Below are 25,761 nucleotides of genomic sequence, written 5' to 3' on the forward strand. Positions count from 1 at the left end.
CGTTCAAGAAAACCGTCGGAATAGCAAAAGCGAGAGATAATGGAATGGAAGCGTCTTCGCACCGGGCTGGACTTCCGAACGGCTCTTAGGTATTGCGCAGGCGTTCTTGCTCCTCCCGCACCAACTGCTGCAGCTCCTCTTCCGACGGCAGGTTCATCTGGTATTTGCTCACGAACAGTTGCTCGGCCAGGCCCGTGGTCGCGTAGCGCACCAGCGTGTCGTTCTTCTGCGCGCACAGGATGAGCCCCACCGGCGGGTTGTCGCCTTCGGTCATCTCCTGCTCCCGGTAGTAGTTCAGGTACACGTTCATCTGCCCCGCGTCGGCGTGGCTGAACGCCCCAATCTTCAGGTCCACCAGCACGTGGCACTTGAGAATGCGGTGGTAAAACACCAGGTCAATAAAGTAATGCTCGTTGTCGAAGGTGATGCGTTTTTGCCGGGCCTCGAAGCAGAAGCCCCGCCCCAGCTCCACCAGAAACGTCTGCAGGTGTGCAATAATCGCCGCTTCCAAGTCGCTCTCGCTGTAACTGGTTCGTTCGTCCAGCCCCAGAAATTCCAGCACGTACGGGTTCTTCACCACATCGGCCACCCCCAGCGGCTGGGTGTCGGCGTGGCTGGCCAACACGGCGGCCTTGTCGGTGGAGAGCCCCGTGCGCTCGTACAACGCGGAGTGAATGGCCCGCTTCAACGCCCGCACCGACCAGCTGTTTTTCACCGCGTGCACCTCGTAAAACGCCCGCTGTAAGGGCCGGTCCAGGGCCAGCAATTCTAGAAAATGTGAGAAGCTCAGCCGCGTCAATAGTAGGTCAGGGGCAATGCCCAGTATTACACCTGCCGCTACCGGTTGCTCCGGTGCCACCGGCGCTGGGAGATCAACAGTGCCCAGCAAACCAGCCCGTTGCAATTCTCCAGACACTGTCTGGAGAATGGTCGGATACGCCCGGTAGAACGCCCGGCAGTCGTAGAGGCGTTGCACCGCGAGCCCCTTGACGCCGCGTAGCTGCCGCGCCAACTCCGGCAGCAATCGGTCGCCGTACTCGGCCCGGTCGCTGCCGCCCTGTTCGTACTCGGCAATGTGCCAACCGATGAGCCAGTTGCGCACCGTCAGCCAGTAGTTGATCTGTTGCGCCGCCGCCCGTTGCGTTTGTGCGTGCAGCTGACCAATCTGTTCCGCCAGCCGCGAAAGCGTGGTTTCTTCCATCGGACCAAGTTACGCGGGGCCCGTGAGTCCGCGGCAAGGCCGGTAACCACCAAAGCGGGTCCTCTACCGGAAAGTTGGCCCCAACCATCGCTCAGCGAAAGGGCGGTGCCGTAAACGCGCGCCGTTCAGGCAAAGGAGGGTTACTTTCATGCTCCTGTCTCCCTGCCCTCGTTTATGCAATTCCGGCCCCGCTCCGTCCTTCTTTTCATCCCCCTGGCGTGGGTGGTTTCTTCATGCGGTGGCAACGCGATGCACTATGACACGGCCACGCACGCCCTGATGACATGCAGCGGAGCCACGCTCACCAGTGTGTTTGTGGAAGGAACGGATGGAAAAGACTTTTACCACCTGGAAAAACGCCCCGGGTCCGCGGGATCCGCCCGCCTGCGGTTGGACCAGTTGGACGGAAGCTACGTGGTGAGCGGAGGGGACGGACGCCCACGTCCCACTGGTGTGCGGTTGCGCCCAAATACGTCTTACCGCATCAGCACCGTGTCGAATGGCGACGCGGCCTCTTCCGACGTCTTGGTCAAAACGGCCGCTGACGCCCTAATCAACGAGGGCAGCCCGACCGCGTGTAGATAAGGATAACGGGGTGCCTGCGTTTCCTAGTTTAGCCAAAGGGTGGTTCAAGCAAAGGAGCGTTACTTTGAAACCATGAGTGCTGAGGGTCACCTACTGGTCCGGGAATACGTCGATGCGGCCTTGGCTTTTCTGGCCGCTCACGATTTGATGCGGATTCTCCCTCCGGTCGCGGACGCCATGCAAGACCCTTCGCGACCGGTCGCGGCGGGGGGCGGCTGGGGGGACGACTGGTTTCCCTGGAAGCCCATAGCCAGCACCGTCACCGCGGCGGACATTGCCGAATTGGAAGCGGCCATCGGCGCCCGGTTTCCGGCGCTGTACGTCGACTTCCTCTGCTACCGCCACTTCTACGAGCTGGATGCGGCGGCGGGCGTTTCGTTTCTGATGCACGACGTCAAATACTGGAAGGCCGGCCTGTTGCACCATTACTTCTACCTGCCCGACCCGGGCACGCCCACGCAGCAGGGCTTCGTCATGTTTGCCTACGACCCGGAGTTGAAGTCCCTGTGCTTTGACGTGAACCGCCCCACGCCCGACGGGCGGGATTGCGCCGTCGTGCGGGTCCTGGACCTCTACCAAGATCCGGCACCTACGCAACTGCTCTATCATTCTTTTTTCGACCTGCTCGTGGCCCTGCGCGCGGCGCAACGGCAGCGAGACACGCTTAGTGAGCAAGCACGCGCGTGCTGAAGCGTCGGTTCACGTAAACGGTCCAACTAGCGAATGGAGCCTACTAGACTCATGACTTCTCGGGCCTGTTTAACTACTTCATGCCATTTGGGGTCCTTCAAAATAGCGTCGTCGGTTTCTGCTTCTTCATAAGCATAAATCAACTTTCTCAATTGATCCATCGCGGCCCAAGAGTCGTCATCCAGTTGGGTTTGGGACCGCGGCGCTTCATCCAGGAACTGGTCGAAGAAGCTGTCGTCCAAGAGCGCCGCCACAGTTTCGACAAAAGAAGCAACCTCCTCTCCGCCCCCCAACCAAGCCCTTTTCTGATAACCCAAATCCGCTAGGTCCTGGATGGCATCTAGTACTTTCCTTTTCCATAGCGTGAAATCATTCATAACACTGGTGGAATGTGGTCCCGTTAGTTAGAAGAAGGAGTTCAAATTAACGGTCCGAAAAGTAAAAGGAGGGTCTACCGAGCGTCTTCGTTTTCAGGTGGGCTCAGCGGGGGGGCGGGGTCGGTAGCAATGAACGGTCCGTGGCCGAGGCGCTGCGCGTAGGCCAGCAATTCTTCGGCGGGCTCCCGAGCCGCGGCATAGAGGATGGGGTGGCGCTGTTGGAGGCCCACCAGCAGGGAACAGGACGAATCCAGCACCTCCCCGGCGGTCCCGAACACGGCAACCCGGTCGGCAAAGCTCTCCGCGCTGGCGTTCCCCCCGGCGGCGCGCAGGGCGTCGGTGATGCGCGCCAGGGTGTCAAAAATGTTCAATGGGGGAACGGAGCGGGTCGGCGGCGGTTGGGGCGGGGTGTCGGCCAGCCACCGCCTCACGCGCCGGAACAGGCGCCGGAGCCCGGTCTCCCCGCGCCCGGCCGGAGGCGGCGGGACGGGGCTGGGGTCACCGGCGGCGAAGTGCCAGCCGTCGCGGAAATGAAACGGCACGTGCCCGGGTTCGACGGCGCAGTAAAAGGTCAACTCGTTGAACACGACTTGCTGGTGATCGGCCCGCCGCTCGGCCGGGGGCACCCAACTCTCCACGGCCACAAAGGGCAGGCCGGGTAAGGCGGGGTAGAAAAAGAACTGCTCGTCGTCGATGGCATCGTAGGTGTTGATCGTGCGCCGGTACTCGCGCGTCCAGGCCTGGACCACGGGCAGGGGCACGGCGAACGGCGGGCCTTCCAGGCTAATGAGGCGCACGCGGCCTTCGCGCGTGCGCACCGCCACCCGGTGAAGGCGCGGGTTATGAGGCACGAGCACGTGCAGTTCGGGGTCCTCGGCGTGCTTGTTTACGGGCGTGCCCAAACTGGTGAGCAAATCGGCCAAGCCCAGGGTAGCCCAGTTCCGCACCTGTTCCTGGAGCCAGTCGCTGTCGTTCTGCATGGGGTGCACGTTCGCGTGGGTAATAGGGCCGCAAGGTATCTGCTAAACGCTCCCAGCAAGCAACTGGGCTGTCGCACCCAGTTAAAAACTGTCTAGCGAAAGGGTCCGAAGATAAACGCGCTTCTTTCAGAATAAGGAGGTTTTTTCATATTCGAAAGCTACGAAAAGGGCCGGCTCGCTTATCGTGTTAGGCGGCGGATTACCCAGATTAAGAAAAGGATAAAGGGGGAGAGCACCAGCAAGCCAACAGCCAGAAAGAACAAGCCAACAGCCAGAAAGAAGATGACCGGCCATAGGAACCACAAGAGCATGGCCAACGATGCCAGTATGGCCATTATCGCGCCTTGAACTTCCGGTAGTTGCAGGAGGGCGTAGCCTTGGTAGAGGTAGTAGATAGCACCCAGGGAAAAGACGACGAGTATGTAATTGGCTAGGGTTGGTCGCCACTTTAGAAGACTGCGCATGCTTAGGGGCTTGGCTACGATGGTACAAGCTACCTCTTTTCAAAGGGCTAAGTCATCAAACTGATTGTGTTCATCTAAACAGTAGTTCACGCAAAGGAGCGTATCGGTTAAGTTTGCTAGCAAGTGGAGTCGTACCAACTTGGCTTAACAAACCGATGGTTACCCTGACCGAGGACCTGTTTGCCCAAATCAATGCCGTACTGGCGGAATGGAATCCTATTGGGGTGCCCGACGGCACGGCCGAGGACGAGTACCAGAGTTACGTAGCCGTCTTGGTCGAGTCCTGGAACCGTGCTCAGGACGTGAAACCCGCGATGGTGTGGGTCTACACCCAGCCGATGGGCTACGACGTGAACCCCGCCTTCTCCCGAGCAACGCGGCTGTTTGCCACCCAAATTAACCAGTTGCTACAGGCACAAGAAAGCACGTAATCTCGCTCCACTTGTTCAAGAAAACGGTCCGAAGGTAAACTCGCCACGTTCAGTCAAAGTAGTGTTTATTTGACCTTTAGCTGACTGACAGCACTTCAAAAAATGCCCGAAACTTAGGTATTGTGTGCGGCTCGTCCGAATGCCAGATTTACCGGAAGAAACCCACGGCCTCGGCCCCTTTTTGTTCTCACGACACCCCCGATTGCGAATCCCGATGAAAAACCCATCCCGCTCCTTCTACTTTGTTGCCACCTTATGCCTGCTCTTGGCCTTGGGCGGAATCTTCATGGCGGGCTACTATTCCGGCCGCAACGACTCCTTGGTGAAGCTGGGGCTGGGGCTGGGCGTTGGGGGGGGTGTGGCCTTATCCATCTATGCCTCCGCTGTGTACAAAAAACAAAAGGGCAACCCAGCCAGTCCGCGCTAAGAAGACACGTATGAATGACGGCCTGGTGCCGTGCAAATGGGCTTGCCCGCTTCGGTTTACTGAAACGGTGATTCTGCCAAAACGAGCTTATTCCCAAACTGCTGAGTTCCACTCCGCCTCGTCTTCCTCAGACCGGCGCAACGTTACTTCAGGGAGATTGGGGTTGCCAATGGCAGCTGTCAAGTAATAACGCCGGTCATGTGCCGAATACAGATACTTGGTTAGTATTCCCTCTTGTACCAACTCCTCCAAGAGCTGCTCGACTTGTTCCCCACTCGTCAGTAGAGGAAATTTTAGCCGTATGGCTGGGTTGCTTTTCATAAAATCGAACATGAACCAAACGTCGATGCCCGTACAACCGCCTTCTAAAGCATAATCGAAGTCCACCTCGAACGCTGGCGTGGTAATGTGGCATCCAATTCCATGGAAGTAATAGCGCACCAGCCTTGCGTCATCGAGATACCCGGCCCGGAATCCAGGGCTCTCTTCCTGTTTTTGAAAGCCTACCTCTCGTTCTGATTTTGCATTTAACAGACTGACGGCCTTGTAAACGGCTGTTTGGTAGTCTTGAATAAGTTCTGCGACTTGCTGCTTGGGTGAAGGCATTACATACAAAAGAGGACTTCACTTGAAGGGTACTGCCGTAAACGAAGCCATTGAAATAAAGAAGCATTTGCTGGAAGATCTCGCATGCCACTGTGATCAATGGCCTACCTGTTGGTCGACCAGTTGTCCGGGGAACGAAAACGAAAGCAGAGCCATCCTTACCCAGCGTACCTGAGTCATGAAATTACTAGAACTTGTGCCGTACCTCACCCACCCACAAAAGCTGTCAGAATTGTATCGTCAGCGTGGTATAGACCAAGAGGCGGAAAGCCTTTCCATCTACATGCAGGATGTCATCAGCTTGGATTCGGACATCCGCCTCTTCACGGACGAAGAAGTGGACGGGGAGGCGCATGTCACGGTGGATGGGATTTATTACAAAGAAATGCTTCCCGTTGAAATAGCCCTTGACTTAATAGAAACAGATACCAGCCTGCAACATCCGAATGTCACCGACTTGGCTAGGGCAGAGCGGATAATAGAATACTCCCTATACGATGCCTAATCGGTACGCCAGCCTGTGGCTCCTCCAAGCGGGCGGGTTGACCCCACGAGCGAGCGCATGCGGACGTCCAAAGCCCTTCGGGGCAGGCGGCCAGCGCCATTCCGAAGCCAGTGGAACCTGATAACGTTCAAGAAAACGGTGAGTTCGACACTAAGTGGTGGTGCTGAGCAAGAGGCTGCGGTCGCGGGCCGTGCCATCAGCTGCCTCAGCCGGCACGTGCACGTAATACTCGACGAAGGTGCCCGGGGCCAGCACGTCCTCGTCGAGGAAGGGGCAGCGCGCGTTCACGGCCACCCGGTGCCAGGGGCCGGCGGCCCCGCCCACGCGGCGAAAGACGTGGGCGCGTTCGCCGGGCTGGGCGGCAAACGTTAAGCGGCGGCCCGTGGCCACCCGCGCGAGTTCGGGAACAGGCATGCGGTACTTACGAATAAAACGGCCCGTCGGAACCACCTGGCCACCAGTCCAACCAAACGGTCGGAATAGCAACAGAAGGCAGACAAGAGGAAGCACAAGCGCTTCCCGGCACCAAACGCCACCTGCTGACGTTCCCGCGGCTCATCCACCGCACCGCATCGTGAAACCGCTTCTCTTTACTTGCTGCCTGGCGCTGCTGGGGGCGGCCCCTGCCCGGGACGTGGCCTGCCCCGACGTGCCCGCGCTCAACCAGCAGGTCCTGGCCTACGTGCACGCCCACCTGACGCAGCAGGTCGGCCGGGGGGAATGCTGGGACCTGCCGGCCGCCGCCCTGCGCAGTACCGGCGCCACCTGGGACGGCCGCTACCGCTTCGGCCGGCCCGTTGACCCGCGCACGGCCTGTGTGTTTCCCGGCGACGTGGTCCAGTTTGAGGGGGTGGTCGTGGCCTACGAGCGCGGCGGCCGGCGCTACCGCGAGGAGATGGGCCACCACAGCGCCGTTGTCTACCAGGTAACGGGCCCCGGCGCCTTCGTGCTGGCCCACCAGAACGTTGGGCCCGTCGGCCGGAAAGTCGGCCTCTCCCCGCTCGACCTGCGCGACGTCCAACGCGGGCAACTCACCATCTACCGGCCGGTGCCGTAAGGGGTGGGCGGCGAGAGGCCGCCCGGCCGGGCGTCGCTCACGCTGGCCGCACAGGACAACCGGTGCGTGACAGCCTCCGGGCCATCAAAACGAGCGTTTAGTGGTTCGTTCGGGCTAAGCAGCAAACCGCTCGCGCACTTGCTCGCTGGCTCGGAAGACGCGTAGCTTTGGCCTGACCCCGTTACCCGCCTGCGGCGGAAGGGCAACGCTTCTCCGATTCATTTACCAAGGGCCCGCGGTGGCCCGCCCAGCGCGATGAAGTATTACCTCTCGTCTTATAAGTTCGGCAACTGCGTGGACCGGCTGGTTAGCCTGCTGCCCGCAGGGGCCCGCATCGGGCACGTGCACAACGCCCGCGACCACACCGCGGCCGATGCCACGAAGCGCCGCCGGAGCCAAGCGGAAGAAATAGCCCACTTGACCCACTTGGGCTTTGCGGCCGAGGCGTTGGACTTAAAGGACTACTTCCACCGCGAAGACGCGCTGAGGTCAAAACTCGAGGGCTTGCACGGGCTCTGGGTGAGTGGGGGCAACACGTTCGTGTTGCGGCAGGCCATGCGCCTGAGCGGGTTCGACCGCCTGGTGCACGCGCTGGCCCAGCGGCCCGAGTTTGTCTACGCGGGCTACAGCGCCGGCATTTGCGTCTTGTCGTCCTCGCTCCGCTACTTGCACCTGGTGGACGCCCCGTACGACTACCCCTACGCCGACGGCCAGCAGACAATCTGGGAAGGCCTGGGGCTGCTTGATTACGCCTTGCTGCCGCATTACGACTCCGACCACCCCGAATCCGCGGACATTGGCCAAACCGTGGCCTATTGCATCGAGCACAAGCTTTTGTTCAAAGCCCTGCGGGACGGCGAGGTGCTGCTTCTAGACGAAGAACAGACCTGATGTTGCTTCCTTCCGGCAGCAACGGCCGCCAAGCCGTTTCCGGGTCACCGGCCCTTGTTTGGACCGGTGCTATCATGCCTGCGTTCAAGAAAACGGTCGTGCCCTGAACGCCGCATTTCTGGAAAGGAACAACCGGCGTGTGCCGGGTTGGGGGCTGCCCCGCGGTTTGGGCGTGAGCTGGCTTTAGGGAACCACAAACGTCGTCTCCTGGATCAGGTCGGCCGTGGGGTCGGCGGAAGTGTAGGCATCGGCGGCGGTGACGTGCCGGTAACTCAGCCCCTGGTTAAGGCGGGTTTGCCCGTCGACCGACAGGCCGACGACCAGTTCGCTCGTGGGGGTCAAGGGGCGCTGGGCGGGGCGCTGAAAGAACGAGGTGACGTAGAGCCGGGTCCCGGGGGGGAGTTTGCCCAGAGAAAACGTGGCCACGCCGTCCACCAACGTGCGCTGGTCCAGCAGGCGGGTGCCGGGCGTACAGGGATTGCCGGGCGTGTAGCAACTCCGATAGGACGTCGTGCCGACCACGACGCCGGGCAGCGGGCGCGACGGGTCGGCCGCGTCGGTGCCCGTGCCGAAGACCACGGCGCGCACCGTGACGTCCGGCAAAGCCGGCGCCGGCGGTTGCTCGTCCGTGCGGCAGCCGCTGCTGCCCGCGCCCGCCAGCCCAAGCCAGCACGCAACGCGAAGAAAGGAAGTCGCCATCAGGGGAGGCGTTTCGGTCGGGGGAAAAGGAAGGATAAAGCTACCACCTTGGAGCCGGCGGCTATTCCACGTTCATTTAAACGGTGGTTCACGCCAGGGAGGGTTAAAGGGGGCGAGCCGTAAGGGGTACCGACTTCACGATGTTGGTGACGCTGTCCTGCATGAATTCCAGCCGCAGGGCAAAGGTCGGGTTGTCGAACGTGGGCCGCGGCTCGAGGCGAAAGCGCAGCACGAGCGGGCCCGGCGAGCTGCAGTACGTGAGCTCGCGCCGGTCATCCCACCCCACCCCATCGGCCAGTACCAGCTTCCAGTCGTAATGCATGAGCCCTAGTTCCAGCGGCTTGTTGAGCACCACCACCAGGTTGGCCGCCACCTGGGTCGAATCCAACAGGCGCAGCCGCTCGGGATTCGCGCCGGCCATGAAGCGCTGCTCTACGAACACTTCCTTGACGGGCAGGTCCGGAATCGCCGGGCTCAGGCGGTAGCTTTGCAGGAACACCCCGTCTTTTTTGGAATGCGCGCTGGACGTGTTCGTGGCCTCGAACATCGTCGTATCGGGCGTGCAGCGGGCGAGGCCGAGGGCCACGAGGGGGAGGAACCATTTCATGGGGGCCGGATGGGGAGCAGGGGGTGAACCCAAAGGTATCGCCGCCGACGCGCGACCGGGCGCCGACGCATTCCGGTCGGGTTGCTTCAGAGCACCATCGAGCTGGTGCCGTTCAATAAAACGGTGATTTGCAGTAGGTAAAAGACCGTGCTTTTAAGAATTATCCAGGGTATCTTGCTCCCCATTGTCCTGTTTAAACGCGACGAAAGCTCCTTTAAAGAAATTGTAGTGCAGCAGGCTTTGGTCATCCCAGCCGAAGCTAAGGAAATAGTCGGAATAGAGCGCTAGGTTATCCGGCTGTATCGCTAAAGAAAAACCCGCCTGCAAGTTTAGGGACAGCCTCCCCCCGGAGGACAAGTGACTGTCAAGAAGCTTTTTGCCTTTTAGGGCTGGTAGTGATTCGGCGATGTGCAAATCCGTATCGCTTGACGAGCACACCAGCTCTTGTTCCCGTAGCAGTTGCCACGTGCAGGATACCCCTAAACTGCCGTCCTGAGTGCGGGTGCTTTTGGACGCTAAGCGGATTCTTTTAGCCAGGCGTACCTGAAAACCAGCGCCTTGCCAGCCTACTATTTCTTTGATGGTGGCGTTGGTCCAGCGTGGCAATAATTCCTGAATCGTACTATCGGACACAGCCGGTCTACGGGCAGGCCCACTTGTTCGAGCGAAATAAGCGAGTAGGGACTCGACAGTGAACGGAATCCGCTCGCCATTGCCCGCGATTATGGTGGTCGGCCAAGGCGTGTTGGGCTCTTCCTGAACCGCCAGCTCTCCCATCGAGGCAAACGCTTCCTGTAGGCGCGCAAGATTCAGCGGGCGTCTGGCAAAAAGCTGCCAAAAGTGTACATAAGCGGCCCCATGGGGGTGTCCGGCGCAGAAATCATCATTCGCGAGCACGACGAATCGGTTACAGAAGCAGCTGGCGCGAAGCTACGCACAATACCAAAGCCAGCGCCGCAGCCGAGTGAACGAGAATCACCACTTTTTTAAGGTTTGTCCGAGCACCCTTCTTATGGAAAGGGGATTTTCCGCGATGAGCGCGGCCGTATTGGTCCTTCTTCCCCACGCCCCCGTGCCGGCTCGTTGCCCCGGCCAACCCGTGGCTTGCCAGTCCTCCCCCGCCCCCGCCGCCCGGTGCGATCGCTTTTACAGCCGCACGTTTTTACAGCCGCACGTTGGCGTAGAAACCGTCTTCAATTGTGCTAGCCCCAGGGCCACTGCCGGCAAACGTGCCGGAGAAGTGGCCGGTGCTCGTTTGAGAGAACGTCGACTCCGGCCTCACGCGGTAGGGCGTGCCGGGGGCCGGGTCGCCACCGGCATAGGTCAGGGCAGAAAAAGCATACAACGCGTTCGGAACCGCGGCCGGCCGTTGGAAGGTGAGCGTGAGGGCGGGCGCCGCGCCGGCAGGTTGGGACGTTTCGGTCAAGACGATGCGCAGCACGCGGTAGCGTTGGCCCCCGATCACCGTCGAATCGAGCACCGGGCGGGCCTGGCAGTGGACCCGGCGGCCGTCGAGGGTGTAGCGTCCGGTGCCAATGCGCGGGTCAGGGGTCTCTTGTTTGGCGCAGCCGACCGTGCCGAGGAGGAGCAGCGCCGCGAGGGCGGGAGAAAGCCGAGGAGGGAGCATGCGGGAGAAGCGAGGGGGTAGAAAGTAAGGTTCTCTACGCAAGTTAGTAACAAACCGGAGGGAAGTTGCCTCCCCATTCAAGCGAGTCGGAAGGCCCTTTGGGCCCTACTTCGCTCCGGAAAGACCAGCGGCAGCGCGGGCCACCCACGCGGGGGTGACGGCGGGACGCGGGCGGAGTCAAGGCCGTGTTCGACGCGGTAGGTGCGCACGACGGGGGCCCGTGGCTACTGGGGGCGAGTTTACGAAACTCATCCCTCCAGCCCGTTTCGTAAACGTTGATTCGTAGACGGGTTTCCTAAACTCTCCCCGTGCCACAGAGGCCAATTGGCCACCAAGTGTAGGGCTGACTGCTATCGTTCACGGAAAGGAGCGTTAGCATTGCCGATTGGTAAGCCCTTCCTAGCGGCATCCTCCTGCCTGGCCTGCAAAGAGCGCTACGATGACAAGCCGGTGATACGTTGGGACCCCGGGAAGAGGCACCTGGGGTAAAACGCCGCGGCCGCGGGGCCCGTTATACCCCGCAACGCCCGTATCACTCCTTCCCATGCCTGCTCTCCTCGGCACCCTGCGCACTGGCACCAGCGGCATCGTAGTGCCCGGCCCCAAGGCCACCTTCCCGGAGGCCTACCAAGCCACAAGCCGCCTCACCTACTACGCCACCCTGTTTAACTCGGTGGAGATCAACAGCACCTTCTACCGCATCCCCCAGCCCAAAACGTTTGCGGCCTGGGCCGCGGAAACCGGCCCGGCGTTTGACTTTACCCTCAAGCTGTGGCGCGATATCACGCACACCACCGCGCTGGCCGAGGACCTCGCCGCCATAGTCCGCTTTCTAGCTGCCGCACGGGAGTTGGGCCCCAAAAAAGGCTGCCTGCTCATTCAGTTCCCGCCCAGCAACACCATTCGCCAGCTCAACGCGGTCAGTGCCCTCTTGACTGCGCTTGCCGCAGCAGACCCCGCCCACGAGTGGCGCAAAGCGGTGGAGTTTCGCCACTCAAGCTGGTATACAGATGATGCGTTTGATATGCTGGACCACCACGGCGCCAGTCTGGTGCTGCACGACAAAGGCCCCGCCCGAAACGCCCGGCTCAACGAGGGGGCCGACTTTGTTTATATGCGCTTCCACGGTCCGCAGGGAAACTACCGGGAGTCCTACGAGCACGACTTTCTGCACGACCAGGCCGAGCAAATACACGATTACCTCCAAGAGGGGAAAGACGTGTACGCCTACTTCAACAATACCATGGGCGCCGCTTTTGACAATGCCCAAGACCTGTACCGGCTGGTAGTGGAGCGGGCGTGAGCGGTACGACGCACGTCCGGGGGCAGGGGGCGCTGGTATCCAGGGCCAGGTCGTGGTAGACCACGGCGCGGGCTTTCTCAATGGCCGTGGCACAGAGGGCCTCGATGCGGGGCTGCCGGTGCGGCCTAGCCAAAATGCTGTTCCAGCACCTGGGTAATTTTGTCGCTCGTGAGGGGCTTGGTGAGGAAGCCGGCGGCGGGCAGGCTGTTGGCGCGTTCCCGGTCCTGGACGTTAATGGAAGTGGTGACCACGACCACGACGGCGGACTGCTGCTGGGCCGACGGCAGGGCCTGGAAGGCTTCGAGAAACTCAAACCCGTTCATCACGGGCATGTTGAGGTCGAGCAGGACCAGCACGGGGTTGGCGGGGCTAAACGGGCCGTTGGGCTGGGTTAGCATGGCCAGGGCTTGGGCGCCGTTGCTGGCCACGAGCACCTGGTCGGAAACGTTGAGGCGGAACAGCAGTCGGTGGTGGAGAAAATTAGTGGTTTCGTCGTCGTCGACCAGCAGGATACTGGGAATTTTGCACATAGCACGGATACCAGGATAGGATAAAAAATTAAAGCGCGGGCAGGACTTCAGCCGCCGCGGGTACGGGTGCCGGGAGCGTGATGGTGAAGGTGGTGCCCACGCCGGGCGCGCTCTGCACGGCGATGGCGCCGCCGGCGTTTTCCACGATGCGCTTGACCATGAAAAGGCCGATGCCCGAGCCCTCGACGTGGTCGTGCAGGCGGCGGAACAGGCCAAAGAGCTGGCTTTGCTGGGCGACGGTCAGGCCGAGGCCGTTGTCGCGCACGTCGAGCACCACGGTGCCGTCCGCGGCGCTGCGGCAGCGCAGCCGCACCTGGGGCGGGCGGTCCGGCGAGCGGTACTTCAGGGCGTTGCTGAGCAGGTTGTAGACGATGCTGCGCAGGTTTTTGGGCGCGAAGGAAATGTTCGGGCAGCCGGCGACGTCGACGGTTAGCCGGGCGTCGGTAAGCTGCTGCTCCAGGTCGAGGCGGATGTCGGCAACGAGGGTGGCCAGGTCCACGGTTTCGGCGGGCTGTTGGTCAGCCCGCTGCAGCTTGGTCAGGTCCGTGAGCTGGGCAATGGTGAGCTTGAAGCGGTCCACGGACAGCTGCATCCGGTCGAGCAGCGGGGGCACGCCGTCGGCCTGCTGCACGGCGGCGGGCAGCTCTTCGCACAGGGCATGCAGCAGCCCTTCGAGGTTGGTGATGGGGGCGCGCAGGTCGTGCGAGGCCGTGTAGATGAAGGTGTCGAGGTTGACGTTGGTGCGCGTGAGCTCGTGGTTGCTGTGGCCGAGCTCGGTGTTGCGGCTGTGCAGGTGGGTGTTGGCGGTGGCCAGGTCGCGGTTGAGCGTTTCGACTTGCTGGCGGGCCCGCACCTGCTCGGTGACTTCGGTGGCCACCACGGTGACGCCCGTGATGGCGCCGCTGGCGTCGGGCAGGGGCTCGTAGAGGAAGTTCCAGTACACGGTGTCGCGGCGCCCGTGGCGGTCGATGACCGAGGGCAGCTCGTGCGCCAAGTAGGGCACGCCGGTGGCCATCACGCCGTCGAGCAGCGCCTCAAAGCCCTGGCCGGCGGCTTCGGGCAGCAGCTCGAACAAGGGCGTGTGCAGGGCCTGGGCGGGCGTGCGGCCCCAAATGGCGCACACGGCGGGGTTGGCCAGCTCGATGACGTAGCGCGGCCCCCGGAAAATGGCAATGGCCACCGGGGCTTTTTCGAACAAGTCGTGCAGCTGCTGGCGATGCGTTTCGCGTTCCTGGCGGGCCAGGGCCTGCTCGGTGGCGTCGAAGGCAAAGATGCTGACGCCGGCAATGGCGCCGGACTCGCGGTAGGCCTGGTAGGTGAAGTTGAAGTAGCGGGTGCGGGGCGCCTCGCCGGCCGCGCCCGGCAGCACAAAGGGCAGCTCCTCGCCCACAAAGGTTTCGCCGGTCCGGTATACTTGGTCCATTACCTGCACGTAGCCCTGGGCGTAGAGCTCGGGCACGGCCGCGGCCAGGTCCAAGCCCACGAGCTGGCGGCCGGGAAAGAGGGCTTGGTAGGCGGCGTTGGCGTACTCGAAGCGGTGGCCGGGCTGGCGCAGCAAGGCAATCAGGGCCGGGGTTTGCTCGAAGATGTCGTGGAAGGCCTGGCGCTGGCGCAGGGCTTCCTCCACGGCGGTGCGGGGCTGGTCGGCCGCGTCGGTGAAGCTCACCAGCAAGCCCCCTTCGAGCCGGCAGGCGTGGGCCCGAATGCAGAGGTCGTGGCCATCGGCCTGGTAGAACTCGTCGAGCCGGGCCGGCTGGGAAGAATTGAACGCGTCGCGGTGAAAGGCAAACGCCCCGCTGGCGGCAGTCCCCGGCCAGAGCTGCAGGTAGGTGGCGGTGGGCTCGGCTGGCAGCCCGAGCATGCGCTGGGCGCTGGGGTTGAGGTAGGCAATGCGGAAGTCGACCACGGTGCCGGCGGCGTCGTACGCGGGCAGGTAGTACATCACGCCGTTGGGCAGGAGCTGGAGCAGGGCCGGCAGAAACGAAGCGGGAAGTCCGGGGGGTTGCGATTCTACACGGGGGGTCATAAGCACAGGGAGCCGAAGGGAGCACCCCGACATTATTCCCTGCTGTACGGCGGCCCGGCCCGGCGGTAGGCCGGGGAGGCGAATTAGTTGTAAATAACTGAAAATAAAACACCAGCGCAGCTAGGTAGTTGCCCTTGTGAGGGAGTCAGAATTATGGCCCCTGCGGCACAGCACGGGGCCAAAGCGGACCGGGGAGCGGCCAGACAACTGGCTGAAATCAGGCGAGAGCCACTATCCTGCCAAGCCCCGGCGGATTTGGCAAAATGCTGCTGGAGCACCTGGTTGATTTCGTCGCGGGTGAGGGGTTTGGTGAGGTAGCCGGCGATGGAGTTGAGGAAGGTGGTGAGCATGATGACCACCGTGGGGTTCTGGTGCGCGGGTAAGCCTGCAGGAACTCGAAGCTGTTTTGCGCGCCATTTTCAGGTCAAGCAGAATCAGGGCCGGGGCAGCTGAGCGAATCCAGGGTGCTGACCACTTCGCCTCAAATTAGGTATTCGGGGCACGAATTCGGTGTTTGGGGTTGGGCCACAACCAGAATAATTAAGCCAGCTAGCCTGCTCGTTTGCGTTTCAGCAAATTGTAGAATTTACCGCTTAGCTGTGGGTATGGTGTTGAGGCCGGGCGGCCGCCTTACTGTGCCGGTTCGCCGTATCTTAGTAGTAGAAGCACCCCTCTCCCTTCGCATGCCCACACCCCCATTTTCCAACGCCTCCCGCTCCTCGTTGGAAGAAGAAATCAGGGCCTTACGGGCTGAGAACAAGGCCTTGAGGGCCGCGGCCGTTCGCGCCGATGCCGCCGCGGACCACCAGCTCCACCAAGCGCGCTTCCGCACCGTGTTCGAGCACTCGCCGCTGGGCATGAAAATCATTGGGGCGGACCTGGGCATCCAGGATGCCAACACCGCTGTGGCCACGCTGCTGGGCCTGGACTCGCCGGTGGAGGTGTTGGGGCACTCCATCCTGGAGTATGCGCACCCCGACGACTGGACCCACTGGCGCCGCCTGCAGCAGGAGCTGTGGACTCACCGCCGGCCCTGGTTTGCCTTGGAGACCCGCCTGCTCCAGCCCGATGGTTCCCATCGCTGGTGCCGGGTGACGTCGGTGCTCCTGCCGGGCGAAAACGGTGACCTGGGCTACACCAGCCTGGAAGACATTTCGGAGCGCCGGGCCCTGGAAGCGCAGGCTGCGGAGAAGGTCCGGGAAGCACAGGAGGCCAACCAGGAACTGGCCTCTTACAACGAAGAGCTGCACGCGGCCAACGAAGAACTGCAGGAAACCAACGCCCTGCTGGCCCGCGCCAACGCGGAGCTGGACACGTTCGTGTACGCGGCTTCGCACGACCTGCGCACGCCGCTGACCAACCTACAAGGCCTCCTCAACGCACTCCGCGAGCACCTGCCCGCTCCGGACGGGGCCGCGGAGCCCATAGCTCCCCTGCTGGGCATGATGCAGGTTTCGCTGGTTCGCCTGCTCCATGCCCTGAACCGCCTCGCTGACTTCGGCGCCGTGCACCAGGACCGGGTCGGGCAGCGGGAACAGGTGGTGCTGGCCGCCGTGCTGGAGCAGGTGCGGCAGGACGTGTTGCCCCTGCTGGCCGCCTCGGCCGGGCGGCTGGACGTGGAGCTGACCGGCGACCCGGCCCTCTGGTTCCCGGCCAAGCACGTGCACACGGTGGTGCTCAACCTGGTGAGCAACGCGCTCCAATACGCGCACCCCGACCGACCGCCCGTGGTGCGCGTGGAGGGCCACCGCGACGCGAGCCGGCTAGTCGTGCGGGTGCACGACAACGGACTGGGGTTGAGCGAGTCGCAGCAAGGGCAGCTCTTTCGCATGTTTCGGCGCTTTCACCCGCAGGTCGAGGGAACCGGGGTAGGCTTGTACCTGGTGAAGAAAATCCTCGACAACGCGGGCGGCACCATCCGCGTCGACAGCCAGCTGGGCCAGGGCACCACGTTTACTGTGGTCTTTGCTACGTAGCTGCAGTTCGGGAAAATGAGCCGGCCTGCGAAAGACGGCTTCCTGTGTTGAGATTCTGGGCTTTGAAGGTATTGGAAGGATAAAAAAGAGCGAACCAGCGGCTCCGCTCTTTGGGTAGATGAGCCGTGAGGTCCACCGGTTAGCTGCTGGCGGGTTGGCCGAAATGCTCCTGCAATACGTGGTCGATTTTCTCGCGGGTGAGGGGCTTGGTGAGGTAGCCGGCGATGGGCAGGTGCTGCATTTGCTCGACGTCCCGGGGGTTGAGGGAGGTAGTGAGCATGATGATGACCACCGTGGGGTTCTGGCGTTCCGGCCGCTGGGCGTAGGCCTGCAAGAACTCAAAGCCGTTCATGCGGGGCATTTTCATGTCGAGCAGAATCAGGGCCGGGCAGGTGGTCGAGGTGGCCCTTTCGCAATGGGCGTGCAGCAGGTCGAGGGCCTCCTGGCCGTTGCCGGCCACCAGCACCGTGTTGGTGATGGCCATTCGCTGGAGCAGGCGCTGGTTGAGGTAGTTGGTCGTGTCGTCGTCGTCGACAAGCAAGGCGCACGAAATGGCGGACATGGCGGGGAGGAAGAAGTCAGAGAAGAAAACTACGCGGTGGGGGCCGCCTGGGGCAGGAACACAAAGAAGGCAGTACCGGCCCCGAGTTGGCTGTGCACCTCGATGCGGCCGCCGGCGTTCTCGACCATGCGCTTGACCATGTAGAGGCCGATGCCGGTGCCGTCGACGTGGTCGTGGAAGCGCTGGAACATGGTGAACAGGCGCGGCAGGTGGTCGGCCGCCAGGCCCAGGCCGTTGTCGTGCACTTCGAGCACGGTGTAGCCGTCGCGGACGTGGCCCCGCACGTCGACGCGGGACGGGCGGTCGGGTGAGCGATATTTCACGGCGTTGCTGAGCAGGTTGTACACCACCGAGCGCAGGTTCTTTTCCGAGAACTGAATGGGCGGCAGGGCCCCCACGTTGACCACGAGCTTGGCCCCGGCGGCCTGCAGCTGGGGTACCAGGTCCTGGCGCACGTCTTCGATGATGGCGGCCAGGTTGACCGCAACGGTAGCGGGGGTGTGCTCCTTTTGCAGCTTTGATACCTCGGTGAGGTGGTCGATGGTGCGCTTGAAGCGCTCCACGGCGTCGAGCATGCGGGTGAGCGTGGGGCCCACCGCTTCGGCCTGCGCCACGGTGGCGGGCAATTCCTCTTGCAGCAGGTAGAGCAGGCCCTCGATGTTGGAGATGGGGGCTTTGAGGTCGTGGGAGGCCGTGTAAATAAAGTTGTCCAGGTCGACGTTGGTGCGCGTGAGCAGCTCGTTGGTTTGCTTGAGGTCGGTGATGTCGATGGCGGAGCCCACGTAGCCGTACAACTCGCCGTCCGAGAGGTAGCTCGGCGCGCCCTGCGCCAGCAGCCAGCGGTACTGCCCGTCGTGGCGGCGCATGCGGTGCTCCATCACGTAGGGCTGGCGCTGCGCGATGGCCTGCGTCAGCGTGTTTCGGGTCGGCTCCAGTTCGTCGGGGTGCAGGTAAGGACTCCAGCCCGAGGCCACGTACTGCTCCACGCGGTCAAGCCCCACAAAGTCAAGAAAGGCGCGGTTGATGTAGCGGACCGACGAATCGGGGTGCACGGCCCACACCAGGTTGGGGGCGGCGTCGGCCATGGTGCGGAAGCGGGCTTCGCTTTCCTGCAGGGCGGCCACGTAGCGCTTCTGCTCGGTGATGTCGCGGGCAATGGCGAACAGGTGGGGCTGCCCGTTTAGCCGAAGTCCGCCCATGCTGACCTCCACGGGGAAGATGCGGCCGTCCTTGTGCCGGTGCAGGGTTTCAAACTGCGGGAGGGTGTCGCGCTGGGCCTCCGCGAAGACCCGGGTGAACTCCGCATCCTGGTAAATCGGGTCGACGTCGGGCACGCGCAGGTGGCGGGCCTCCTCGGCGGTGTAGCCCCAAGCAGTCAGGGCTTTGGGGTTGAGGTAGGCGAAGGTTCCGTCTTCGCGCATCAAGATGAAGGGGTCGCGGGCCTGGTCGGCCATGAACTGGAAGCGTTTGAGCTCCTCGCGGTTGAGCTCGGCCTGCTGGCGGGCCCGGACCTGCTCGGTGACTTCGTGGCCGATGCACAGCACGCCGTCGACGGCGCCCGCGGCCGTGCGCCGGGCCTCGTAGTTGAACGTGAAATACAGGTCCTCCAACCGGGCGCCCTCGAGGCGGGCCAACGGCACCCGCCGCTCCTGCACAATGAGGGGAGCGCCCGTGTCGTACACGGCCTGTAATTCGGTGAAAACGGGCGTGGCGGTTAACTCGGGCAGGGCTTCCAACAGGGCCTTGCCGAGCAACTCACGGCCCGGGAAGATGCGCTGGTAGGCCGGGTTGACGAGCTGAAACACCAGGTCGGGGCCGTCGAGGATGCAGATGGGGGCCGAGGCGCCCATGAACAAGGCGTGGAGCTGCTGGCGCTCGGCTTCGCGCTGCTGGCGGCCCAGCACCTGCTCGGTGACGTCGAAGGCGAAGATGCTGGTGCCGACGACCTGCCGGTGTTCGTAATAGGCCTGGTAGGTAAAGGTGAAGTAGGCCTGGCGCGGCGGCTGCCCGTCGGGCTGGGCAATGGCCAGGGGCAGTTCGCTGCCAAAGAAGGTTTCGCCGGTGCGGTACACGCCGTCGAGCAGCGCCAGGAAGCCCTGTTCGGCAGCATCGGGCAGCACCTGGGCCAGGGGGTGGCCCGCCAGCTCGCGCCCCGGGAAGAGCGACTGGTAGGCCTGGTTCGCATATTCGAAGCGCTGCTCGGGGCCCCGCAGCAGGGCAATACAGGCCGGGGTTTGCTCGAAGACCTGAAACACCAGGGCGCGTTCCCCGGCCTGGCGCTGGGCGGCGGCCAGCACCTCGGCCTGCAGGGCCAGGGCTTGCCGGGTACGCGCCTGCACCTGGGTTTCCAGCTCCTGGTTGAACTGCTCCAGCTGCTGGCGGGCCCGGACCTGCTCGGTGACGTTGTAGGAGAAATCCAGCACCCCGTCGACTGCGCCCTGGGCGTTACGCAAGGGGTGCAGGGAGAGGTTGAGAAACACCTGCTCCGGCTCGCCGGTGCCGTGGAAGTCGAACCAGCCTTCCATTTCGTGGGCGTAGAACGGCTCGCCGGTTTGGTAGACCTGGTCAAATAAGGCCACGACGCCCAATGCTTCGGCCTCGGGGATGCCTTCGCGAAACGGCCGGCCCAGGAAGGTGCGGTGCGGGAACATGCCCTGGTAGGGCGGGTTGACGAACTGGTAGTCGTGGTCGGGGCCCTGGTAAGCCGCTACGTAGGCGGGCAGCTGCATGAGCACCTCGTGCAGGCGCTGGCGCTGCTGCTCGGCGTCGGCCCGGGCTTCCTGCTCACTGGCCTGGCTTTCGCGCAGCTGCCGCTCGGCCACGCGGGTGGCCGTGATGTCCTGCACGGACTGGATGATGCACTGCACCTGCCCGGCCGCGTCGAGGACGGGCGTGTGGCGCGGCAGCCAGTGGCGCTCCACAAACCGGCCGGGGTGGGCACGGTCGGGCACGTCGTAGTGCTGCGGGGCCATTTCGTGCGGCTGGCCGGAGGCCAGCACCTGCTCCAGGGAGGCGCGCACGTTGGCCATGTCGTTGGCCTCGGGCGTGTCGGGGTTGTCGGGAAAGGCGTCGAAGATGTACTGCCCGACGATGACGGCCCGTTCGGTCAGCGTCGCGGCCAGGTAGTCGTCGCTGGCGCCCATAATTACCCACGCCGGCGAGAGCAACAGGTTGGCCCCGGGCTGGGCGTTGAAGATGAGCAGCGGGTCGGGCAGTGGCGGGGCCTGGGGCATCAATACAGGGTTGGGTTCGGATGTTGGGATACGAAAGCTGGCTTGATATGACCAGACAGTGGCGAAAACCGCCGCTGCCAGCGTAAATAATCGCAAGTGTAATGAAACCGTCTGCCTTGCGCGAACAGCCATTGCTGGCCCTTTTCGCCTCCGACCTGTAGGCGAAGCTGCTTGCTGCACCTAGCACACTTTCTTGCGCTACGCCTGCAAGGTCGTGTCCGTCTGCACGCGAGCGCCTCCATCCGGGGCTCTTCGCAGAAATCGAACTCGCTGGCCAGGTGGAGTTGCGGCTCGGGCGCCCGATGAGGCGGCCCCTGGTTTTGCCGGGGGCGATTGGCCCGAAATGTCCGGTAAACGGCCCATTGTTGCGGTTGCCATGCGGTACTTTTGCCCCTGTCTTAGTCGCCTGCTTGAAACCTCTTCCTCATCTCGTGTTCGTGGTGCCGCCCGCGGTGCAACTGCTGGACCTGACCGGCCCGGTCCAGGTCTTCTACGAAGCCGCTACCTACGGCCAGTCCTACCGGCTGACGTTTTGTTCGTATCAGCCCCTGGTGAACAGTGCGGCCGGCCTCGGGCTGGGGCCCCTGGTTCCCTTCGCCGGGGTACCCCTGGACCCGGGTGACAGGGTGTTCCTCCCCGGGCTGGCCATGGACTACCTGCGCTCGGATGCCTTTCGGCAAGAAGGGGCCGCCTTCTTTGCGTGGCTCCGCGAACAGCACGCCCGGGGCGTGCACTTGTGTTCCGTTTGTACCGGTGCGTTCATCCTGGCGCACGCCGGGCTCTTGGACGGCAAAAAATGCACGACCCATTGGCGGCGACTGGCCGAACTGCAGGCCCGCTACCCGCGGGTGCGGGCGCAGCCCGACACGCTGTTTGTGCGGGATGGGGGCATCGACACCAGCGCGGGCTTAACGGCGGGCATTGACCTGGCCTTGTACCTGCTGGAGGAACGGCACGGGCCCTTGTTCGCAACCAAGGTAGCCCGCGAACTGGTGGTCTATGCCCGGCGCGGCGCACAGCACGGCCAGCGCAGTGTTTACCTCGCCTACCGCAACCACCTGCACTCGGGCGTGCACCGGGTGCAGGACTGGCTGGCCGACAACCTCGCCGCCGGGGCCACGCTCGCTGCCTTGGCGGACGTGGCGCACATGAGCCCCCGCACGCTCACCCGCGCCTTCCGCCAGGCCACCGGCCTCAGCATTCACGCCTACACCACGGCCCTGCGCCGGGAACTGGCGGCTACGTTGCGCCACAACCCCGCCCTGACCCAGGAAAGCATTGCCGCGCAGTGCGGCTTCCGCAACGTGCGGCAACTGCGGCGCCTGGAGCTAACCCGAACCGGCGAATCAACCATATGAAAACTGCCCGACTGCTCATTGCTTTCCTGTTGATTGGTTGGTGTTCCGGTCGCACCACTGCCCAAGGGGCCCCGGCACAAGGCCCCGGGGCCTGGGTTTGCGAGCCCTGCGGCAAGGCCTGTGACGCGGACCCCTACGCCGCGCCGGGCGCGTGCACGCATTGCGGCATGGCGTTGGTGCCACGCGCGGCGCGCGATTCGCTGCGGGCCCAGGCCTCCGCACGCCAACCGGGGGCTGCCGAACCGTCGCTATGGCCCGTGCAGCTGGAGATGCGTGTGCCGTTTGAGCCCACCGCATTTCCCAGCGGGGCGAATGCCCATCTGCTGTACGAGTTGTACCTGACAAACTTTGGCCCGGTTCCGCTGGTGGCCCGTCGGCTGGAGGTGCTCGACGCAAACGCCAGGGGTGCCCAGCCGCTGGCAACCTTCCAGCAAGCGCCACTGGCTGCCATGCTGCCGTCCAGTGGCGTTTTCACGCCGGCTACCCCTCAGCAGCGGCTCACGCTGGCACCTGGTCAGAGCGTCATCGTGTTCATGGCCGTCGCGGTCGACCGAAACGCCCGGATGCCCAAGCAATTGGTGCACCGCCTGCACACGGACGGCGCGGCCGTGGAGGGCGCACTCATCGGGACTCATCACACGGTTCTGCCAGTGCTTGGCCCACCGGTTGACGGCCCAAATTGGCTGGCCGCCGACGGGCCCAGCAACGACGCGGACAACCACCACCGGCGCGGCGTGCTCGTGTTGGGCGGGCAGGCCGTGGACTCCCGGCGCTACGCCATCGACTGGAAACAGCTCCGGGACGGCGCGTCGTTCGCGGGCGATGCGCGGGAGGTGCGGGCCTACCATTGCTACGGAAAGGCCGTGCTGGCCGTCGCGGACGGTCGCGTCGTGACGGCCCGCGACGGCTTGCCCGACAACCTCCCAGGACACGGGGGTTCGTTTCGCCCGGCCGTGCCGATTACCCTGGAAACCGTGGCCGGGAATTTCCTTGTGCTGGACCTGGGCGGGGGGCATTTTGCGCATTACCTGCACCTGCAACCGGGCAGTGTGCGCGTGAAGGCCGGGGAACGCGTGCGGCGGGGCCAGGTGCTGGCGGCCATCGGCGGTTCCGGCGATGCCCGCGAGCCGCACCTGCATTTCGAAGTCACGACGTCTCCCCGGCTGCTGCGGGGGGAGGGCGTGCCCTATCTCATTGACCGCTATCGCTGTCAGACGGCAAGGAACGGGGCGACAGAACCCCGCCGGCGGGAATTGCCTTTGGATGACCACATCGTCGTGTTTGGGAAAGAGCCCAAAAATCGGCAGATGCGCCATGGGAAAACGACCGGCATGCCCTTTCAAACTGGCGCATTTTAAACGTTTTAAGGCCGTTAAAAGGAGTTTTCATTGCCTCCTGCATTTAGTTGAACGAAACGGTAGTTCAAGCAATGGAGGGTTTGTATCTCTTGAAAGGCATTCTTCGCATCTTGCGCCATGAATCACCTAAACGGCGGGAGCCCTGTCCCCACGCTCCCGAAACTGCACGGCCTGGACCACCTGCGCGCCCTGGCGATTGTCCTGGTTTTGGGTTTTCACTACCGCATTTTTGCCCATCCGGAGTGGCTAACGGCCGTGGGCGCGTTTGGCTGGACCGGGGTGGACCTGTTCTTTGTGTTGAGCGGCTACCTCATTGCCACGCAGTTGTTCGGGGAAGCCACGCATCGGCAGCGGGTTTCGTTGCGGGAGTTTTTCCTTAAACGGTCCTTTCGCATCCTGCCGGCCTACCTGCTGGTCGTGGCCGTGTACTTCCTCGTGCCCGCGTTCCGGGAGCGGGTGGCCCTGCCGCCGCTGTGGCGCTTCTTGACCTTTACCCAAAACTTTGGGTTGGATCTGGGAACAACGGGCACCTTTTCCCATGCCTGGTCGCTGTGCATCGAGGAACAGTTTTACCTGGTCCTGCCCCTGTGCGTGGCCGCGATGGTCCGTTTCCGGGCCGAAAAACGCTTCGCTTGGGTGCTGCTCGGCTTACCGGTCGTGGGCCTGCTGGCCCGCTGGAGCAGTTGGCACCAGTTCGTGGCCCCGCGGCTGGGGCAAGAGGACGTGGCCCTGGCGTGGTACCAGTGGATATATTATCCGACCTACAACCGCTTAGACGGCTTGGTCGTGGGCATCGCCATCGCCGCGTTCTGTCACTATCACCCCGCGTGGAGTGCACGGATGCGGGGGTATGGCAACTGGTGGGTGCTGGCCAGCGCGGCGGTGCTCACCGGCGCGTACTTCCTCTGCCAAGACGCCCGCGGGTACGCGGCTTCGCTCTACGGGTTCCCGGTCGTAGCGCTTGGCTACGGCCTGTTGCTCGTGGGAGCCATCAGCCCGACCTGCTTTTTATACCGGCTCAAATCGCCCGTCACGGCCCAGCTCGCCGCCCTCTCCTTTGGCATCTACCTCATTCATAAAGGCATCATTCACCTGGTGCAGGGGCAAGCCGAGGCGTGGCAAGTGCCGGCGGATAGCAACACGATGCTGGGGCTGTGCATGGTGGCCATTGGGAGCAGCGCCTATGTGTTGCATCGGGTGGTGGAAAAGCCCTTTTTGGCCCTGCGCCAGCGGGTGTTGCGGGCGAAACAACCCACCCGGACCGTCCCACTCGTGCAACCCGTGCAACCCCTGGAGGTCTGATCCCGGCATTCCCTTGACCAGGGGATGGAAGAGAGCTGCCCGTAACGGACCAGGCAGTCCGCAGAAAATCACTACTTGAGCGGCCTCAGGGTCATCATACCAGTTCACGAAAACGGCACTTTTGACATCGTTTTTACCCCCGCCTTCCGGCTCTTTCCCTTGAAAATGCCCCTTGTACGTGCTCTTGCTTGTCTGCTGTTGTTGCTCAACGGCTGCCGTTCTTCCGGCCCTAAGCAAGGGTTTGTGCCCTACCAGTCCGTCACGCTCTCCATTCAACAGGTCTCCCCGCACGTCTACCGGCACACCTCCTTTCTCCAAACCAACAGCTTCGGCCGGGTTGCCTGCAACGGGATGATCGTCGCCGATGCAGGAGAGGCCGTTGTGTTCGATACCCCCGCCACCGACAGCGCCACCGTCGAACTGCTGAACTACACCGAACGGGTACTAAAGGTCCGGGTAAAGGCCGTGGTGCCCACGCATTTTCATGCCGACTGCGTGGCCGGACTGGCCGAATTTCACCGCCGCCGCATTCGTTCGTACGCCCTGATATCGACCATCGCCTTAGCGGCGGGCAGCCAGGCCGTGGTGCCGCAACGGGGCTTTGCGGAACGGCTCGCCTTGCGCGTGGGCTAGTACGAAGTCATCGCCCACTTTTTAGGCGAGGGGCACACGAAGGACAATGTCGTCGCCTACGTTCCCGCCGAGCAGGTGCTCTTCGGCGGGTGCCTGCTCAAAGAGCTGGGCGCCGGCAAGGGGTTCCTGGGAGACGCCAACGTGGGGGCGTGGCCCCGGACTGTGGCGAAGCTCAAACAAACCTACCCCCATGCGCGGGTGCTCATCCCCGGGCATGGCCAAGCCGGGGGGTTAGAATTGAGGTGGTCTAGGAATGCCGGACAGAAGAAGGACGTATATTTCTTCTGTTATGACAGCCAAAAAGAGCGGGTCGTCGCCCGACCAACGACGTAA

At 63.1% G+C, this 25,761-nt stretch carries 29 protein-coding genes; 13 read left to right on the top strand and 16 right to left on the bottom strand.

Going from position 1 to position 25,761, the window contains the following annotated elements; genetic code table 11:
- Positions 1-85: 85 nt before the first annotated feature.
- Positions 86-1,201, bottom strand: coding sequence for a PDDEXK nuclease domain-containing protein (locus tag BMZ66_RS24310; RefSeq protein ID WP_092678987.1), 1,116 nt, complete (start codon positions 1,199-1,201; stop codon positions 86-88).
- 249 nt (positions 1,202-1,450) lie between these two features.
- On the opposite strand from BMZ66_RS24310, the gene BMZ66_RS24315 reads away from it, so the two are divergent.
- Entirely contained in the window at positions 1,451-1,786 is a 336-nt protein-coding gene (locus BMZ66_RS24315) for a hypothetical protein (RefSeq protein ID WP_092678988.1), read from the top strand.
- 72 nt (positions 1,787-1,858) lie between these two features.
- Positions 1,859-2,476 (top strand): SMI1/KNR4 family protein, encoded by a 618-nt coding sequence (locus BMZ66_RS24320; RefSeq protein WP_092678989.1) that lies wholly within the window; start codon positions 1,859-1,861, stop codon positions 2,474-2,476.
- Positions 2,477-2,502: 26 nt separating this feature from the next.
- Here the strand turns inward: BMZ66_RS24320 and BMZ66_RS24325 are convergent, their stop codons facing one another.
- The 3 genes from BMZ66_RS24325 to BMZ66_RS24335 form a co-directional block, all read right to left on the bottom strand.
- Positions 2,503-2,853 (bottom strand): SCO4402 family protein, encoded by a 351-nt coding sequence (locus BMZ66_RS24325; RefSeq protein WP_092678990.1) that lies wholly within the window; start codon positions 2,851-2,853, stop codon positions 2,503-2,505.
- Positions 2,854-2,927: 74 nt separating this feature from the next.
- Entirely contained in the window at positions 2,928-3,842 is a 915-nt protein-coding gene (locus BMZ66_RS24330) for a hypothetical protein (RefSeq protein ID WP_143080446.1), read from the bottom strand.
- 170 nt (positions 3,843-4,012) lie between these two features.
- The gene (locus BMZ66_RS24335) at positions 4,013-4,297 is read right to left on the bottom strand and encodes a hypothetical protein (RefSeq protein WP_092678992.1); all 285 of its coding nucleotides are present in this window, start codon (positions 4,295-4,297) and stop codon (positions 4,013-4,015) included.
- 155 nt (positions 4,298-4,452) lie between these two features.
- On the opposite strand from BMZ66_RS24335, the gene BMZ66_RS24340 reads away from it, so the two are divergent.
- Together BMZ66_RS24340 and BMZ66_RS24345 are read left to right on the top strand one after the other, a co-directional pair.
- Entirely contained in the window at positions 4,453-4,728 is a 276-nt protein-coding gene (locus BMZ66_RS24340) for a hypothetical protein (RefSeq protein ID WP_092678993.1), read from the top strand.
- A 214-nt stretch (positions 4,729-4,942) separates the two neighbouring features.
- Positions 4,943-5,155, top strand: coding sequence for a hypothetical protein (locus BMZ66_RS24345; RefSeq protein WP_092678994.1), 213 nt, complete (start codon positions 4,943-4,945; stop codon positions 5,153-5,155).
- 87 nt (positions 5,156-5,242) lie between these two features.
- Here the strand turns inward: BMZ66_RS24345 and BMZ66_RS24350 are convergent, their stop codons facing one another.
- Positions 5,243-5,761 carry a DUF6896 domain-containing protein gene (locus BMZ66_RS24350; protein WP_092678995.1) on the bottom strand — a complete coding sequence of 173 codons (519 nt, stop codon included), beginning with the start codon at positions 5,759-5,761 and terminating at the stop codon, positions 5,243-5,245.
- Between the two features lie 178 nt (positions 5,762-5,939).
- Between BMZ66_RS24350 and BMZ66_RS24355 the strand changes: the two genes are divergently transcribed.
- Positions 5,940-6,266 (top strand): hypothetical protein, encoded by a 327-nt coding sequence (locus tag BMZ66_RS24355; protein WP_092678996.1) that lies wholly within the window; start codon positions 5,940-5,942, stop codon positions 6,264-6,266.
- A gap of 150 nt (positions 6,267-6,416) precedes the next feature.
- Here BMZ66_RS24355 and BMZ66_RS24360 read toward each other — a convergent pair whose 3' ends face one another.
- Positions 6,417-6,680: a hypothetical protein gene (locus tag BMZ66_RS24360; protein ID WP_092678997.1), complete on the bottom strand. Its 264-nt coding sequence runs from the start codon at positions 6,678-6,680 to the stop codon at positions 6,417-6,419.
- Between the two features lie 160 nt (positions 6,681-6,840).
- Between BMZ66_RS24360 and BMZ66_RS24365 the strand changes: the two genes are divergently transcribed.
- Positions 6,841-7,323, top strand: a complete 483-nt coding sequence (locus BMZ66_RS24365) for a hypothetical protein (RefSeq protein WP_092678998.1) — start codon at positions 6,841-6,843, stop codon at positions 7,321-7,323.
- A 255-nt stretch (positions 7,324-7,578) separates the two neighbouring features.
- The gene (locus tag BMZ66_RS24370; RefSeq protein WP_092678999.1) at positions 7,579-8,214 is read left to right on the top strand and encodes a Type 1 glutamine amidotransferase-like domain-containing protein; all 636 of its coding nucleotides are present in this window, start codon (positions 7,579-7,581) and stop codon (positions 8,212-8,214) included.
- Positions 8,215-8,397: 183 nt separating this feature from the next.
- Here BMZ66_RS24370 and BMZ66_RS24375 read toward each other — a convergent pair whose 3' ends face one another.
- The 4 genes from BMZ66_RS24375 to BMZ66_RS24390 all read right to left on the bottom strand — a co-directional run bounded on the left by BMZ66_RS24375 (position 8,398) and on the right by BMZ66_RS24390 (position 11,147).
- The gene (locus BMZ66_RS24375; RefSeq protein ID WP_092679000.1) at positions 8,398-8,913 is read right to left on the bottom strand and encodes a hypothetical protein; all 516 of its coding nucleotides are present in this window, start codon (positions 8,911-8,913) and stop codon (positions 8,398-8,400) included.
- Positions 8,914-9,016: 103 nt separating this feature from the next.
- Complete coding sequence (locus BMZ66_RS24380) at positions 9,017-9,520, bottom strand: hypothetical protein (protein ID WP_092679001.1); 504 nt, start codon at positions 9,518-9,520, stop codon at positions 9,017-9,019.
- Positions 9,521-9,673: 153 nt separating this feature from the next.
- Entirely contained in the window at positions 9,674-10,417 is a 744-nt protein-coding gene (locus tag BMZ66_RS24385; protein WP_092679002.1) for a hypothetical protein, read from the bottom strand.
- 265 nt (positions 10,418-10,682) lie between these two features.
- Positions 10,683-11,147: a hypothetical protein gene (locus BMZ66_RS24390; RefSeq protein ID WP_092679003.1), complete on the bottom strand. Its 465-nt coding sequence runs from the start codon at positions 11,145-11,147 to the stop codon at positions 10,683-10,685.
- 544 nt (positions 11,148-11,691) lie between these two features.
- Between BMZ66_RS24390 and BMZ66_RS24395 the strand changes: the two genes are divergently transcribed.
- Entirely contained in the window at positions 11,692-12,450 is a 759-nt protein-coding gene (locus BMZ66_RS24395) for a DUF72 domain-containing protein (RefSeq protein ID WP_092679004.1), read from the top strand.
- 125 nt (positions 12,451-12,575) lie between these two features.
- Here the strand turns inward: BMZ66_RS24395 and BMZ66_RS24400 are convergent, their stop codons facing one another.
- From BMZ66_RS24400 to BMZ66_RS25395, 3 genes are all read right to left on the bottom strand, one after another.
- Positions 12,576-12,980, bottom strand: a complete 405-nt coding sequence (locus BMZ66_RS24400) for a response regulator (RefSeq protein WP_092679005.1) — start codon at positions 12,978-12,980, stop codon at positions 12,576-12,578.
- A 28-nt stretch (positions 12,981-13,008) separates the two neighbouring features.
- On the bottom strand, positions 13,009-15,006 hold the full coding sequence (locus BMZ66_RS24405; RefSeq protein WP_177204906.1) for a sensor histidine kinase: 1,998 nt from the start codon (positions 15,004-15,006) through the stop codon (positions 13,009-13,011).
- Between the two features lie 83 nt (positions 15,007-15,089).
- A complete protein-coding gene (locus BMZ66_RS25395; RefSeq protein WP_143080447.1) occupies positions 15,090-15,356 on the bottom strand; it encodes a hypothetical protein in 267 nt (88 codons plus the stop codon).
- A gap of 333 nt (positions 15,357-15,689) precedes the next feature.
- Here BMZ66_RS25395 and BMZ66_RS24410 point away from each other — a divergent pair, with 333 nt between their 5' ends.
- Positions 15,690-16,982, top strand: coding sequence for a sensor histidine kinase (locus BMZ66_RS24410; protein ID WP_177204907.1), 1,293 nt, complete (start codon positions 15,690-15,692; stop codon positions 16,980-16,982).
- A 139-nt stretch (positions 16,983-17,121) separates the two neighbouring features.
- Here BMZ66_RS24410 and BMZ66_RS24415 read toward each other — a convergent pair whose 3' ends face one another.
- A complete protein-coding gene (locus BMZ66_RS24415; protein WP_092679008.1) occupies positions 17,122-17,544 on the bottom strand; it encodes a response regulator in 423 nt (140 codons plus the stop codon).
- 29 nt (positions 17,545-17,573) lie between these two features.
- Complete coding sequence (locus BMZ66_RS24420; RefSeq protein ID WP_177204908.1) at positions 17,574-20,777, bottom strand: PAS domain-containing sensor histidine kinase; 3,204 nt, start codon at positions 20,775-20,777, stop codon at positions 17,574-17,576.
- 410 nt (positions 20,778-21,187) lie between these two features.
- Here BMZ66_RS24420 and BMZ66_RS24425 point away from each other — a divergent pair, with 410 nt between their 5' ends.
- The 4 genes from BMZ66_RS24425 (at position 21,188) to BMZ66_RS25900 (ending at position 25,428) form a co-directional block, all read left to right on the top strand.
- Positions 21,188-22,135: a GlxA family transcriptional regulator gene (locus BMZ66_RS24425; RefSeq protein WP_234795220.1), complete on the top strand. Its 948-nt coding sequence runs from the start codon at positions 21,188-21,190 to the stop codon at positions 22,133-22,135.
- Positions 22,132-23,493 (top strand): M23 family metallopeptidase, encoded by a 1,362-nt coding sequence (locus tag BMZ66_RS24430; protein ID WP_092679011.1) that lies wholly within the window; start codon positions 22,132-22,134, stop codon positions 23,491-23,493. The genes BMZ66_RS24425 and BMZ66_RS24430 overlap by 4 nt, the downstream gene beginning before the upstream one ends.
- Before the next feature lie 117 nt (positions 23,494-23,610).
- Positions 23,611-24,795, top strand: a complete 1,185-nt coding sequence (locus BMZ66_RS24435; RefSeq protein ID WP_092679012.1) for an acyltransferase family protein — start codon at positions 23,611-23,613, stop codon at positions 24,793-24,795.
- Between the two features lie 165 nt (positions 24,796-24,960).
- Positions 24,961-25,428, top strand: coding sequence for an MBL fold metallo-hydrolase (locus BMZ66_RS25900; RefSeq protein WP_214607063.1), 468 nt, complete (start codon positions 24,961-24,963; stop codon positions 25,426-25,428).
- 21 nt (positions 25,429-25,449) lie between these two features.
- Here the strand turns inward: BMZ66_RS25900 and BMZ66_RS25905 are convergent, their stop codons facing one another.
- Positions 25,450-25,650 carry a hypothetical protein gene (locus tag BMZ66_RS25905; protein ID WP_214607064.1) on the bottom strand — a complete coding sequence of 67 codons (201 nt, stop codon included), beginning with the start codon at positions 25,648-25,650 and terminating at the stop codon, positions 25,450-25,452.
- Positions 25,651-25,761 lie beyond the last annotated feature (111 nt).

The sequence above is a fragment of the Hymenobacter arizonensis genome (assembly GCF_900115775.1).
Classification (GTDB): domain Bacteria; phylum Bacteroidota; class Bacteroidia; order Cytophagales; family Hymenobacteraceae; genus Hymenobacter; species Hymenobacter arizonensis.